The 13707-nt window shown below is 42.2% G+C and carries 12 protein-coding genes and 1 CRISPR repeat array; of the genes, 6 read left to right on the forward strand and 6 right to left on the reverse strand.

Annotated elements, in window-relative coordinates:
- Positions 1-84: 84 nt before the first annotated feature.
- The 5 genes from ABF638_RS07755 to ABF638_RS07775 form a co-directional block, all read right to left on the reverse strand.
- The gene (locus ABF638_RS07755; RefSeq protein ID WP_435021681.1) at positions 85-753 is read right to left on the reverse strand and encodes a peptidoglycan-binding protein; all 669 of its coding nucleotides are present in this window, start codon (positions 751-753) and stop codon (positions 85-87) included.
- A gap of 320 nt (positions 754-1073) precedes the next feature.
- Positions 1074-1484 carry a response regulator gene (locus tag ABF638_RS07760; protein WP_435021683.1) on the reverse strand — a complete coding sequence of 137 codons (411 nt, stop codon included), beginning with the start codon at positions 1482-1484 and terminating at the stop codon, positions 1074-1076.
- A 162-nt stretch (positions 1485-1646) separates the two neighbouring features.
- Positions 1647-2378, reverse strand: coding sequence for a Crp/Fnr family transcriptional regulator (locus tag ABF638_RS07765; RefSeq protein WP_435021685.1), 732 nt, complete (start codon positions 2376-2378; stop codon positions 1647-1649).
- A gap of 301 nt (positions 2379-2679) precedes the next feature.
- Complete coding sequence (locus ABF638_RS07770; protein WP_435021687.1) at positions 2680-3426, reverse strand: Crp/Fnr family transcriptional regulator; 747 nt, start codon at positions 3424-3426, stop codon at positions 2680-2682.
- 191 nt (positions 3427-3617) lie between these two features.
- Positions 3618-4355 (reverse strand): Crp/Fnr family transcriptional regulator, encoded by a 738-nt coding sequence (locus ABF638_RS07775; RefSeq protein WP_435021689.1) that lies wholly within the window; start codon positions 4353-4355, stop codon positions 3618-3620.
- 617 nt (positions 4356-4972) lie between these two features.
- Here ABF638_RS07775 and ABF638_RS07780 point away from each other — a divergent pair.
- From ABF638_RS07780 to aroF, 4 genes are all read left to right on the forward strand, one after another.
- Positions 4973-5740, forward strand: a complete 768-nt coding sequence (locus ABF638_RS07780; protein WP_435021691.1) for a circadian clock KaiB family protein — start codon at positions 4973-4975, stop codon at positions 5738-5740.
- A gap of 251 nt (positions 5741-5991) precedes the next feature.
- A CRISPR array of direct repeats spans positions 5992-7183; the repeat unit is 37 nt; unit sequence ATCGCAATCAACTAAAATCCCTATTAGGGATTGAAAC.
- A gap of 277 nt (positions 7184-7460) precedes the next feature.
- Complete coding sequence (gene rpsO, locus ABF638_RS07785) at positions 7461-7730, forward strand: 30S ribosomal protein S15 (protein WP_041565894.1); 270 nt, start codon at positions 7461-7463, stop codon at positions 7728-7730.
- 11 nt (positions 7731-7741) lie between these two features.
- The gene (locus tag ABF638_RS07790; RefSeq protein ID WP_435021693.1) at positions 7742-8212 is read left to right on the forward strand and encodes a PAM68 family protein; all 471 of its coding nucleotides are present in this window, start codon (positions 7742-7744) and stop codon (positions 8210-8212) included.
- A 283-nt stretch (positions 8213-8495) separates the two neighbouring features.
- Positions 8496-9554 (forward strand): 3-deoxy-7-phosphoheptulonate synthase, encoded by a 1059-nt coding sequence (aroF, locus tag ABF638_RS07795; protein ID WP_435021695.1) that lies wholly within the window; start codon positions 8496-8498, stop codon positions 9552-9554.
- 403 nt (positions 9555-9957) lie between these two features.
- On the opposite strand, the gene ABF638_RS07800 is transcribed toward aroF, so the two are convergent.
- The gene (locus ABF638_RS07800) at positions 9958-11613 is read right to left on the reverse strand and encodes a B12-binding domain-containing radical SAM protein (RefSeq protein ID WP_435021697.1); all 1656 of its coding nucleotides are present in this window, start codon (positions 11611-11613) and stop codon (positions 9958-9960) included.
- A 161-nt stretch (positions 11614-11774) separates the two neighbouring features.
- Between ABF638_RS07800 and ABF638_RS07805 the strand changes: the two genes are divergently transcribed.
- Together ABF638_RS07805 and ABF638_RS07810 are read left to right on the forward strand one after the other, a co-directional pair.
- On the forward strand, positions 11775-13394 hold the full coding sequence (locus tag ABF638_RS07805) for a cyclic peptide export ABC transporter (protein ID WP_435021699.1): 1620 nt from the start codon (positions 11775-11777) through the stop codon (positions 13392-13394).
- Between the two features lie 59 nt (positions 13395-13453).
- On the forward strand, positions 13454-13684 hold the full coding sequence (locus tag ABF638_RS07810; RefSeq protein WP_435021701.1) for a DUF6737 family protein: 231 nt from the start codon (positions 13454-13456) through the stop codon (positions 13682-13684).
- The last annotated feature ends 23 nt before the right edge of the window (positions 13685-13707 follow it).

Here is a 13707-nt window from a genome sequence, read left to right on the forward strand (position 1 = left end):
GCCCCTCTGCAATCCCTACGCCGCTTACCTTTCAGCTTAACTTAGTGCCATTCGGCTTAAGACCTATCGCAGGATGGCTTCTGGCTAAATACCCAGAGCTGCTCGAGTTTCGGGGCCCACAACACCATCTACAAGTAGACCTTTACTTTGCTGAAAGCTTCGGACTCGGCTAACAGTTTCTTGACCATAAATTCCATCAACTCTAAGATTACCTAAAGCTGTTTGAACATCTCTGACAAGCTGACCTCTAGAACCAGGGGTAAGAATCACCGAACCGCCAACGCCACCAGGTCTAGTCACAGGAGGATTGCTAGGTCTATCACCAACCCATCGGGAAAAAACGTATCTACCCGTAGAAAGCCTAGCAAAACCGTTTTCATACCTTTCAATAGCTGGAAGTGTAGTGCCATTTGGTACACAATCTACATAGGAATAGTTGGTGCTTGGGCCTGTACGGATACGTAAACAACTGCCGTTAGTTTTTACATAAGCAGCCGAACTCATTTGAATTTGAGTAACAGCAGCAAGTAATACACCAACACCAGCTAAAGCTAGCCAAGCCGAAGATTTAAACAGTTTTTTCCAATTTAATTTATATTTGCTGTTTCCCGATTCCTCTTTTTTAGTAATAACTATGTCAGAAGATTTAAGAGGTTTTTCCCCATTGAATTGAGATTTAGGAGGATTATAATTGCTGTTTCCAAATGCCTCTTCTTGAGCAATAAACATGTGGGAATAAGCAAGATATTCCATAATATGCTCCTCTATATGCAAAAATGAGTACTCACAGAGAATAACCAAGTATTTCTCTGTATTGATTGTTAGTATATTTTATATCACTATCTTTCAACAGGTTTTTACTGGTAGCGAAATTAAGAAAAAATAAAATTAGTCAAAATATTCCTGAGAAAATGCGATGTCTACGACGGGCTACACCAAGGCACTGATTTAGGATCAAAATCACCAGGCATTAGTATAATCCGTAATAGACATCGCATTCTCAAATTAAATTTAATTTAAATTTAGTTAAAGCTTTCTTCCTTACTGGCTCCTTCCTTATGCATCCAAATATGTCAAGCGTATTGTTCGAGTCCAGTTAAACTAGCAACAGTAGAAGCTAAATCGTCTAAGTCTATCGGCTTGCATAGGTACATATCATAACCTGCTAATAGGGCACGTTTCTGGTCTTCGTCAAAAGCAGATGCCGTCATAGCAATAGCTGGAATCTTTCTCCCTCGCTTTGCTTCCAGATTTCTGACCTTCAAGAGCAGTGAGTAGCCGTTTTCATCTGGTAAATAAATGTCACTAATTAGAATGTCTGGTTTAAACAATGACACTATTGCTATAGCCTCGGCTGCTGAAGCAGCCGCAATAACCTGTGCTCCGTCTAATTCAAACAGAAAGGTAAGTAATGTTCTCGTATCAGGGTCGTCATCAACAACGAGCAATCGTAGGCCTTTAAAAGAGATCGATTGATTAGACATTCTCTCACCGCCATGTAGAGGAAAGACTTAGAGTAGCAATTACATCAAATGGCACGTGTTTGTAAATGTCATTTGATGCATACTTTACTAAATCTTAATGGAACTAACTAGCAAGCGTCTGTCCGGTTTCAGACATAGCAAGTTACATTGATCCACTGGGATTCACTGGCGATCGCGCCTTGGTTGATTCCCCAGCAACCGAGCAAATTCGTTTTGGATAACCCGATAACACTCGCAGGAAGTTGCTTCCAAATTCTCTCGGTTCAGGATGTTAATTTGACCACGTTGGTAGCGAATCATTCCGGCTCGGCTGAGGGTGCTAGCCGCTACTGTCACACCGGAACGCCGTACACCAAGCATCTGGGCGATAAATTCTTGCGTGAGCGGAAAATTCTCAGATTCCAAACGGTCAGAAACGGTGAGAAGCCAGCGAGCCAGCCGCTCCTCTAGGGTATGAAGACGGTTGCAAGCACATCCTTGTGTAAGTTCAGAGTATACAGCTCGTATATAGCGCAGCAACAGGTTTTGAATAGCTCCGCCCCGATCGAACTCGGTTTTCAGTACATCTGCATCCATCTGCATTCCAATGCCCGAAACTTGTACAAACGCTTTTGTGGTTGTTGTGTTGCCTCCTAAAATAATTGGGATACCCACCATGCCTTCATTGCTCACTATCCCAACTTCCACCATCGATCCATCTTTCATACTAGTGACTATAGAAACCACTGCGTTTTGGGGAAAATAGACTTGTGTGATTGGTTTTCCTGGTTCGTAAATGACTTGACGAGTGGGAAGTGAAACTAACTTCAGGTGCGGAACAAGACGCTCATAATCACTGGCTGGCAAAGCCGCAAGTAACTTATTTACTTGCGGCTTAAGAGTGTTTTCACTCACTGAACATTAAAAAATAAATTTGCTCAAAATACTTTAAATCAAGTTATTTTCGCGAGTCTGTCCGGTTTCGCACACATAACTCAAAAAAATTTTTGTGTAGTCTCGTTCCCAGCCTCCAGGCTGGGAATGTATTTAAAAGAGGCTCTGCCTCTTGTCAAGCTACTGGAGGCGGAGCCTACCAGAATGGGTTTCCAGCCTAGAGGCTGGGAACCAGTCATAGTAAGGGCTGTATCTTTTTTTAGTGCCATTCCACTTTCAATCAAGTTACTTTCACGAGTCTGTCCGGTTTCGCACACATAACTCAAAAAAATTTTTTGGCTCGGTTACTGGGCAAAAAGCCCAGTAACCGAGTAAATTCCTTTTGTATAACTTGATAACATTCACAGGAAGTTGCTTCCAAATCCTCTCGGTTCAGGATGCTAATATGACCACGTTGGTAGCTGATCATTCCAGCTCGGCTGAGGGTGCTAGCCGCTACTGTCACACCAGAACGACGTACACCCAGCATCTGGGCGATAAATTCTTGCGTGAGTGGAAAATCTTCTGATTCCAGACGGTCAGAAACGGTGAGAAGCCAGCGAGCCAGTCGTTCTTCGAGTGTATGGAGACGGTTGCACGCAGCTCCTTGCGCCAGTTCAGAGTATATAGCTTGTACATAGCACAGTAGAAGAGTTTGAATCGCTCCACCCCGATTGAATTCGGCTCTCAGTACATCTGCATTCATCTGCATAGCAGCACCCGGAATCTGCACAAATGCTGTTGTGGTTGTGGTGTTATCTCCTAAAATTACCGGGATACCCACCATGCCTTCATTGCTCACTATTCCAACTTCTGCCGTTGAGCCATCTTCCATAGTGGTGACTATAGAAACGACTGATTTATCAGGAAAATAGACCTGTGTGATCGGTTCGGCTGCTTCGTAAAGGATTTGGTGAACTGAGAGTGTAACTAGCTTTAGATGGGGGACAAGACGTTCATAATCACTAGTTGGCAAAGCTGCAAGCAGCTTATTTGGTGGTTGCTGAAAGAGGTTTTTATCTAATGACATTAGAAGTCACTCTCCTTAAGGTCGGTGACTTTAGAAAAGCCAACTTAGGGCACAAGGCAAGAATTAAAGAATCTGATCCTAATGTCAAAAGGTGTATTCTCTAAAGGAACACGGGGACAATCTAAAAAATCTTAAATGGACACACTTATTTGAGTCTATGCGGTTTCGTACATAGAAGCTTAAAAAAAAACTTATTTTTGTGGTTTATTGGGCTTATTAGCCAATAAACGAGCAAATTCATTTTCTATAATCTGATAACATTCGCAGGAGGTTTTTTCTAATCCCTCACGATTCAGGATGTTAATTTGACCACGGTGGTAGGTGATCATTCCGGCTTCGCTCAGAATGTTAGCTGCTTCGGTGACACCAGCGCGACGTACACCCAACATCTGTGAGATAAATTCTTGGGTGAGCGGAAATTCTTCTGATTCCAGACGGTCAGAAACTGTCAGCAACCATCGAGCCAGCCGCCTCTCTAGTTTATGAAGACGGTTACAGGCAGATCCTTGTGCTATTTGAGTATATACACCTTGCACGTAGCGCAGCAGCAGGCTTTGAAGGGCTGTAGCCCGATTGAACTCGCTCCGGAGTATATCTGCATTCATCTGCATGGCACTGTCTGGAATCTGCACAATTGCCGTTGTGGTTGTGATATCGTCTCCCAAAATTACCGGGATACCCACCATACCTTCATTGCTCACTAAACCAGCTTCCACTGTCGAACCATCTTCCATAGTGGTGACTATAGAAACCACTGCTTTATTAGGAAAATAAACCTGTGTGATCGGTTCGCCTGCTTCGTAAAGTACTTGCCGATTTGAGAGCGAAACCAGCTTCAGGTGTGGAACAAGACGCTCATAGTCAGCGGGTGGAAGAACTGCTAGCAGATTGTTTATCGGTTGCTCAAGAACATTTTTGTTGAATGACATTAGGATTATCCTGAATGTAGCCATTTTTAGAAAGGGTAACTCCAGGCATAAGGAGAAAAAGCAAGAGTCTAATCCTAATGTCAAAAGGTGTATTTCCTAAAAAAAAGTTGTAATAAAAATTTGGGATTTTTATACTTATATCTATAATCTAACATAGCAACATTAGCTATTTATAGGAGTGAAAAATATAAATTTTTTCCAATAAATTAGACAGATATCTAAAGGATCTATATCAAAACTGTGACAAAAGTAATAGGAATTAGTATAGAAAATATTAAGTACATACCAGAGCGCATAACTATTTTGGCATTGCTAAATTCTGGCTTTAGAAAGTTAATAGAAAGTATAAAAAATCAGCAGTTTCCCTCAAAGTAAGCAACCTCAACAATCAAATTTGCTAAATTTTACTGTAATTACAGTTGCGATCGCATAATTAAATAAAATTATATAGAGGTTCTCAGTTGAGTCCAATACAGACCTAACCCCCAGCCCCTTCTTTACAAGGCAGGATTTACGCAATTTTTAATGGGTTTCCAATTTTCTAGCTGATCCTGGTTGCGGTTATAGCTAAGGTAAAGGTAAAGAGAGAATTTTTTACTTTTAGCTCCTTAGCCTCTGTGAATAACTTGACGACAAATAAACTATCTACACCCCAGTTGTTTAAAGGCATTGCACTATTTACACCTGGAGGAGATTTAATTTACTGCATCGACCCTAGCAAACAAGGTCGATGGCACTTGCATTTGTGCTCGGCTTTGCAGGAAATTCTAGATTTACCAGAGCCGCCGCACTTTTTAGTGCCTTGTTATACTGCGACTATTGACAATTGGTTAGATCCGCGTACTCAACAAGTGCGAACTTTTGCTGAAGCTTATCCGGCTGTAATTAGACATCAAGCTTTGCTGAATGCTATTTTTGGCACTGGAGAGTTAGTATGGCAACCAGCTCCTTGGCAGGATGGATTGTGCGATCGCATGGTGTTAACAACTTATCGTTCCTCATTTTCGCAGCTTTGGGAGGATCACGATTTAATTGTCCGTCTAGACCTTTCTGAACCTGTGCCAAAATACCACCAGCCAGTTATAGTACAAAAAAAAGAAGCAATTACACAAGGCTATGTTCTCCGCTTGTTTGTTGCTGGACACAGCAGCACTACCGAACGCATCCTTCAAAATTTACACGAATTGTTAGAGCGATCGCTGGGACATCCTTATACTCTGAAGGTGATTGATGTTTTAAGCCATCCAGAACAAGCAGAACTCAATCAGGTTTCTGCAACTCCTACCCTTGTCAAAGTTTGGCCTCATCCAATTCGGCGAATCGTTGGAGAGTTGGATCATGTAGAAAAGATTTTACAGATGTTAGCTGCTAAGGAAAATTTTTAAATAATCAGGCTAGTTTTTTGCGAGTGCGCGAATGGGTAGGTGTTGGAGAAGGGGTGACTACAAAAATGGCTAGATTGCCGTATATCAAAGGCTTTGAGGCTTTCAGCATCTTGAAACCATCCGCGCACCTTATGTAGACTGACTTTCAGCTATTTACAGTTAGCACAATTGCCACTCCTTATGTTATGATTTCTGCATTCGCGCTATTGAACCTTGAAAACCAAATAACACACGGCTTTCAGACGCCTGCGATCGCAATCAACTAAAATCCCTATTAGGGATTGAAACATGACAATTATGAACAGCAGCGCGATCGCATTAATCGCAATCAACTAAAATCCCTATTAGGGATTGAAACTCAGTTTTGAGACTGTAGTCTCATTCCTGATCGAATCGCAATCAACTAAAATCCCTATTAGGGATTGAAACATTTTACGTCAAGCGAAAACCGTTTTTTCCATTTATAATCGCAATCAACTAAAATCCCTATTAGGGATTGAAACTGCATCTAAGATAGTTCAGAAAGTTTTGAAACATATCGCAATCAACTAAAATCCCTATTAGGGATTGAAACATCTCAGTCGGTAGTAGCATGTTTTTATTGATTCATCGCAATCAACTAAAATCCCTATTAGGGATTGAAACTACATCGGATACGGGGAAAAGTATCATACCAATTGCAAATCGCAATCAACTAAAATCCCTATTAGGGATTGAAACTGTTATTTGTTGTAACTGTGTTAGTGGGCAACGGCATCGCAATCAACTAAAATCCCTATTAGGGATTGAAACCCCACCGATGTACAAACGGGCATTGATAATGCCCAAGATCGCAATCAACTAAAATCCCTATTAGGGATTGAAACGTACAAAGTGCCTGGAATTCAGAATTTTTAGTATTATCGCAATCAACTAAAATCCCTATTAGGGATTGAAACCAGGTGGATTGAAGACAGCAACTTAAGGATAGGTAAATCGCAATCAACTAAAATCCCTATTAGGGATTGAAACGAACAAAGTATTTATTCCAAACTCTTTTGGAATTATATCGCAATCAACTAAAATCCCTATTAGGGATTGAAACACGGCAGCGGAAGAAGTAGCGGAATAATACATGCCAATCGCAATCAACTAAAATCCCTATTAGGGATTGAAACATAGCATTGCACCCATGGGAACGAGCGCGACAGAATCGCAATCAACTAAAATCCCTATTAGGGATTGAAACATCCCAATCAAGAACACCATGACGGCAACAATAGAATCGCAATCAACTAAAATCCCTATTAGGGATTGAAACTCGATATTATCTAAAACTTCATTGACAATTAAGGTATTGCAATCAACTAAAATCCCTATTAGGGATTGAAACGCAGCTTGACCAAAAGTATCTGCGATCGCTTGTTATTGCAATCAACTAAAATCCCTATTAGAGGTTGTTTGAAAAGTGTTTCGCTGTGGCTTTAGGCACTTTTAGATCCCCCCTAACCCCCCTTAAAAAGGGTGGAACCGGAATCAAAGTCCCCCTTAAAAAGGGGGATTTAGGGGGATCTAAAATTTTTGATACCGAGAAGTATGATAAAAATTTGGCTTCTTGATTACTTTGTATCAAAAAGTACAGTCTTTAAGCTATATAAGGTCATTCCACATCCAGCTTGAGGGCTGTGATATTATGGGAGACTGCTACATACATTTAGAAAAACTAGAAACTGAATCGATCATGGCCCTGACGCAACTGCGGAAACAAGAAATAATTTCCAATTACCAAGTTCACGAAACCGACACTGGCTCGGCCGATGTCCAAGTTGCCATGCTCACTGAGCGCATTAACCGCCTCAGCGAACATCTCCAGGCAAACAAAAAAGACCATTCTTCCCGGCGGGGACTGTTAAAGCTAATTGGTCAGCGCAAGCGTCTTCTAGCTTATATATCGCAGGAAAGCCGCGAAAAATATCAAGCTTTGATTGCTCGCCTTGGTATTCGTGGATAGGACTACCGCTTATGTCTGCTGAAGAATCTGAACGCAGTCGCTTGCCCTTTGAACCAAACAAAAAGCGCCAAAAACCCGCAAAAACTCAAAGTAAACCAGCAGCACAGCCACAAGAATCCGTCAAACAGGCTGATAGAAAGGTGCCTTACACCAAACAAGAGATGGCAATTCCCCAAGTAGTCAGCGAACGCATGATCAGACGCGTAGCTGGGTTTTGTGGTGTACCAACAGCTTTGGGCATTAGCGCCTTGGTTGTTAGCTATCTGCTTGCTATCTACTCCGACATCCGACTACCTCCCATCGCCGTGCTACTGGTGAACATGGGATTATTTGGTTTGGGGGTCTTAGGGATAACTTATGGCGTTCTCTCTGCCTCTTGGGATGAAGAAAAAGATGGAAGTTTGCTGGGTTTGGGTGAGTTCAACACCAATTGGGGACGAATGGTGGCAGCTTGGCGCGAAACTCGGCAAAAAAACTCATAATAAACGGCGCTCAGGTATTACATAACTGCGGTATTGGGTAAATGAAGAAGTGAATGTTGAAGTTGAAATTTTATAACTTCAACATTGCTAATTAAATTTTATATAATACTTTTTATACCCTACATGCAGTTATTTAGTAGTAAAACTACTGACTGAGCGCTATGTTTTGTCTATTTATTTTGTAAATAAGTTTTATTTTTAACTACTCGTAATTAGGCTGATAAGCAACAATAAAGTTAGCCAATTTACAGAAAAGTTTACTCAATTAATCAGGAAATTTCACATGATTATAGTAATGAAAAGTGGTTCCCCAGAAGCGGAAATAAACCGCATTGATGAGGAACTAACTAGCTGGGGACTAACTCCAGAAAAAATTGTTGGTCAACACAAAGTAGTTATTGGTCTAGTAGGTGAAACCGCCAACTTAGACCCGCTCCAAATTCAGGAACTTAGCCCCTGGATTGAGCAGGTATTACGGGTAGAGCAGCCTTACAAACGAGCCAGCCGCCAGTATCGCCACGGCGAAGCTTCAGAAGTGGTGGTTAATACTCCCAATGGAGCGGTGGTATTTGGTGAACACCACCCCTTAGTAGTCGTTGCTGGCCCGTGTTCGGTAGAAAATGAAGAAATGATTGTGGAAACAGCGCGACGCGTCAAGACGGCTGGAGCCAAGTTCTTGCGTGGCGGGGCATACAAACCCCGGACTTCACCTTACGCCTTCCAAGGACACGGCGAGAGTGCTTTGGATTTGTTGGCGAAGGCGCGGGAAGTGAGCGGGCTAGGTATTATTACAGAAGTAATGGATGCCGCTGATCTGGATAAAATAGCAGAAGTTGCTGATGTAATCCAGGTGGGGGCAAGGAATATGCAGAATTTCTCCTTGCTCAAAAAAGTGGGAGCGCAGCCGAAACCAGTTCTGTTGAAGCGAGGAATGGCGGCTACTATTGAAGATTGGTTGATGGCAGCCGAGTATATTTTGGCATCTGGTAATCCCAATGTGATTTTGTGTGAAAGGGGAATACGCACCTTTGACCGCCAGTATACGCGAAATACGCTGGATATATCAGTAGTACCAGTGTTGCGAAAACTAACTCACCTGCCAATCATGATTGACCCCAGCCACGGCGTGGGTTGGTCTGAGTTTGTGCCTTCAATGGCAATGGCTGCGATCGCAGCTGGCACAGATTCCCTGATGATAGAGGTACACCCCAATCCTGCCAAAGCTTTATCCGACGGGCCCCAATCTCTCACACCAGACCGTTTTGACAACTTGATGCAAGAATTAGCAGTGATTGGTAAGGCGGTGGGACGCTGGCAACAACCAGCAGTTGCTTTGGCTTAAAATTCAGTTGCAACTTCTTGCTAATTCCCACTCCCCCTCACCTCCCTCGTTACCTGACACCGACAGGTAACGAGTACCAGAGGCTCCGCCTAGGCTGTTGACTCTGTACCTTTTAGCCCACAAGACTTCATGCAGAAATTGTGTTTTTTATTTTGGCGTAAAGATGGCTGTTGCGGGCGCTTTCACACAAGCAAAAACCAGCACAAATAATTTTTCGGTAATTCCCAAAAAAATAGCCAAAATCAACAGCCTAGGCTCCGCCTCCCTAAATTCCCAGTCTCAGACTAGACTAATCAACGTATCGCGAACAAAACTTGGTTGAGGTCTGAATCCCTTTCCAAGTTTTCCCAGTCCCCAGTCCCCAGTCCCCAGTCCCTAATCCCCAGTCCCTTTTCAATGACAGTTAGCTACGAACTTTCGTAACAATTTTCTGGGAATAAAACGAAGCCGATTCTTGATTCTTGGCACAATCTTGGGCAAACTTAATCAGATGATGTCCGACAAGTCCAACGTGAATCAAGTTTTCAATATTACCTGCTTTTAGTGCTGGCTTGGCCATTTTCCAGAAAGTCTGACGATAATTACTAAATATGCCTATCCGCAGCAAAATATTAGCTAAATAAGTTAAACCTTTGCGAATATTAGCCCCAGAAGTTCGAGACGGGCTGTTAGGCACTTCGATGCGGTTTGGATAGGTGTGTTCCATATTGTAGGCAAACCGCTGATATAAAAATTCTGGCTCATAAGCAGTTGTGATGCAGCGCCGCCACATCTCAACAACTTGCTCATAAGGCATTAAAAACTCCACATTTGATTCACGGCTTTCATCAAAGACAAGTCGTCCTTCTGCTTCTAATCTCCGCCATAAAGGAGTTCTTGGTAAAGCATGAAGTAGGTTAATTGTCAACATGGGAATTTGGGATGCCCGAATAAATTCGATAATTCGGTCTGCTGTTTCTGGTGTATCTGTATCTAACCCGATGATGATTCCTGATACTACTTCCATGCCATAGCTATTTAAAACCTGAATTGCTTTTAAGATTGGCATACTCAGATTTTGGTCTTTGGAAATAGCATGGAGAGCATTTGCTTCAGGTGTTTCAATGCCGCAAAAGATTGTGCAGAAATAAGCTTCGCGCATCATTTCCAGCAGCTTTGGACTTTGGGCTAAGTTGAGGGTGGCTTCACAGGCAAACTGGATGGGGTAGCCATTGCGTTTTTGCCAGTCAATCAGGTGAGGAAGCAACTTCATGGCGGCGCGGCGATCGCCAACAAAGTTATCATCGACAAAATACACTGCCCCCAAATTGCCAGATTGTCGCATTGCATCTAACTCCGCGACTACTTGCTCTGGTGTTTTCATCCGGGGACTGTTGCCATAGAGTTCGGGAATATCACAAAACTCACAACGATAAGGGCAACCACTAGAAAACTGGACATTTGCTAGAAAATAATCATTAATATTCAGCAAATGATAAGCTGGGGTGGGAAACTCTGTTAAGGGTAAACGTTCCTTAGTTTCAAAGCGAATTTGCGTTTGGGGACGTTCCAGATTTTGGTCTAGATATTCGATCATGCGATCGCTTGCATCTCCCAATTCGCCCAAATGTAAAATGTCAAATTCAGGATAATATTCTGGACACCCAGATACTGAAGGGCCACCCACAACTGTAATTTTCCCGGCTCGATGGGCAAGTTCATTAATTTGATTAATCTGTGGTTTTTGGATATGCATTCCACTCACAATCACCACATCACACCATTGGTAATCAGCCCTCGTTGCTGATTTGACATTCTCATCAATAAACCGGACTTCCCATTCTTGAGGTAAGTAGGCAGCCACAATTAAAATACCTTGGGGTGGCATAAAAGCCCGGACATTGCCCATGAGTGGGTAGGCATGATGAAAAGTACCAAAGGAACGGCTGTATTTAGGAAAGATACACAGAATTCGTCGATGGTGCGAAGGAACGTAGCGGGTTCTTTGAGTGATCGGAGCGGTTTTGGAATCGGCCGCGACATGAATTTGGTTCTCTAAAGACTTTAGATTCACAGTCATTGCAAATTTCACCCTGGAAAACTGAGCAGGTAATTTGACAGTTTATTGACACAATCAGATGTAATGCAAACTAGCTTACCGTGATCTTTCAGAGGTTTTTAACTGTAAAATATAAAATTTCCCATAGAAAGGCGAACTGAGTTTGTTGGCAAGCCAATATCATGAATTTGATTTATTTTCTTTTGCGTTCTTCGTGGGGAATGGTAGCGATCGCGATCGCTACTGGATTCTTGAGTGGCGGTAGTAGTGCTGGTTTGATTGCCTTAATTAGCCGTGCTGCTAGTAGCGGTAGTGCCTCCCGCCTCACATCGATAATTTGGGGTTTTGCGGGGCTGGCAATAGTTGCACTGATTACCAGTATAATTTCTCAAGTGATGCTGATTCGCCTTTCTCAGAGTGCAGTTTTGCAATTACGGATGCGTTTGAGTCGCCAGATTCTCGCTTCCGAGTTGAGTCACCTAGAACGCTTGGGGAATCCTCGATTATTGGCAACTCTCACAGAAGATATTCAGGCGGTTGCCAATGCTGTTTATCAGATGCCTTTCATCTTTATTAATTTAGCGATCGTCTTGGGTTGTATCGCGTATATAACTTGGCTCTCTTGGTTAGTATTGTTAATGGTTTGTGGGATTTCAGTAGTTGCGATCGCTAGTTGTCAGTGGCTACTCAACAGAGGAGGAAAATTGCTGGCCCTAGCTCGTGAAGATGAAGATCAGCTATTTAAACATTTTCGCACCATTACCGAAGGAGTCAAGGAACTCAAGCTGAATTACAGGCGGCGTCAAGACTTTTTAGAAGAAAAACTGCAATCAACTGCTAGCGAGTTCCGTCATCACAACGTTAACGGTCTAACTCTTTTTGCCATGACTTCAAGCTGGGGTCAACTCATATTCTTTTTTGCCCTCGGTTTTGTATTGTTTGCGCTGCCGAATCTGCTTACCATCAATGCCGAAACTCTCTCTGGTTATATTTTGACCTTCACTTACTTGGTGTTACCAATGGATAACATCATCAGCAAACTTCCCCTATTAAGTAAAGCCAGCATTGCCTTTCAAAAAATCGAATCACTGGGTTTATCTCTAGCTAGTCGAACTGAAATATCCACTGTTCCACCTGCCCTAAAATCTGACTGGCACAGCTTAAAATTTGAAAGCGTTACCCACACTTACTACACAGATCAAGAGGATAATAGCTTTATCTTTGGCCCTATCGACCTAACACTATATCCTCAAGAATTGGTATTTATTGTCGGCGGGAATGGTAGCGGAAAATCTACCCTAGCAAAACTAATTACTGGACTTTACATTCCTGAGAACGGCGAGATTTCCTTCGATGAGGAGCTAATTAGCGAACAAAATCGAGAATGGTATCGCCAGCATTTTTCTGTGGTATTTTCCGACTTTTATTTATTTGAAGAACTTTTAGGATTAAAAAATTCTCACTTGGATGCTCAAGCGACAAAATATTTACAACAACTGCAACTAGACCATAAGGTGAAAGTTGAAAATGGACAACTTTCTACCACGGCACTTTCTCAAGGACAACGGAAACGACTAGCTTTACTCACAGCTTACTTGGAAGATCGACCAATTTATCTATTTGATGAATGGGCAGCCGATCAAGATCCAGTATTCAAGGAAATATTCTACACTCAACTTTTGCCAGAACTGCGATCGCGGGGCAAAACAGTGTTGGTGATTAGCCATGACGATCACTATTTTCATTTAGCAGACCGAATTATCAAACTTGACTATGGAAAAATAGAGTACGACAAAACTTAATCTGTCAAAGTAATTCATAATTGTTAAAGGAATATTTGGAGTTTTACTAAATAAAACTAATGACTGAACAAAAACCCATAAGTCCTTGGAACTACAAACCTTGGTGGTGTCAGCCCTGGTCTATAATTCTCACAGGTATAACACTGATTAGTGGTAGCTGGTTACTATTTAAAACTATCTGGCTAACAGTTCTCGTTTCTATCCCTGTAGTAACATGGATGGGATTTTTTGTGTTGTTTTGGCCACAACTAATGATTCGCAGTGGGGTTTTAGAGTCGTATAAAGAGTAATTAAAGCCTGATGTGATACTGGA

This window comes from Nostoc sp. CALU 1950, from assembly GCF_051172895.1.
Lineage (GTDB): Bacteria > Cyanobacteriota > Cyanobacteriia > Cyanobacteriales > Nostocaceae > Nostoc > Nostoc edaphicum_A.

What these genes read in the sequence shown, in the direction of transcription:
- ABF638_RS07775 (WP_435021689.1), bottom strand. Translation starts at nt 4,355, where the DNA reads ATGTCATTCAACAAAAATGTTCTTGAGCAACCGATAAACAATCTGCTA.
- rpsO (WP_041565894.1), top strand. Translation starts at nt 7,461, where the DNA reads ATGGCCCTGACGCAACTGCGGAAACAAGAAATAATTTCCAATTACCAA.
- ABF638_RS07800 (WP_435021697.1), bottom strand. Translation starts at nt 11,613, where the DNA reads ATGACTGTGAATCTAAAGTCTTTAGAGAACCAAATTCATGTCGCGGCC.
- ABF638_RS07810 (WP_435021701.1), top strand. Translation starts at nt 13,454, where the DNA reads ATGACTGAACAAAAACCCATAAGTCCTTGGAACTACAAACCTTGGTGG.
- ABF638_RS07790 (WP_435021693.1), top strand. Translation starts at nt 7,742, where the DNA reads ATGTCTGCTGAAGAATCTGAACGCAGTCGCTTGCCCTTTGAACCAAAC.
- ABF638_RS07755 (WP_435021681.1), bottom strand. Translation starts at nt 753, where the DNA reads ATGGAATATCTTGCTTATTCCCACATGTTTATTGCTCAAGAAGAGGCA.
- ABF638_RS07770 (WP_435021687.1), bottom strand. Translation starts at nt 3,426, where the DNA reads ATGTCATTAGATAAAAACCTCTTTCAGCAACCACCAAATAAGCTGCTT.
- aroF (WP_435021695.1), top strand. Translation starts at nt 8,496, where the DNA reads ATGATTATAGTAATGAAAAGTGGTTCCCCAGAAGCGGAAATAAACCGC.
- ABF638_RS07805 (WP_435021699.1), top strand. Translation starts at nt 11,775, where the DNA reads ATGAATTTGATTTATTTTCTTTTGCGTTCTTCGTGGGGAATGGTAGCG.
- ABF638_RS07760 (WP_435021683.1), bottom strand. Translation starts at nt 1,484, where the DNA reads ATGTCTAATCAATCGATCTCTTTTAAAGGCCTACGATTGCTCGTTGTT.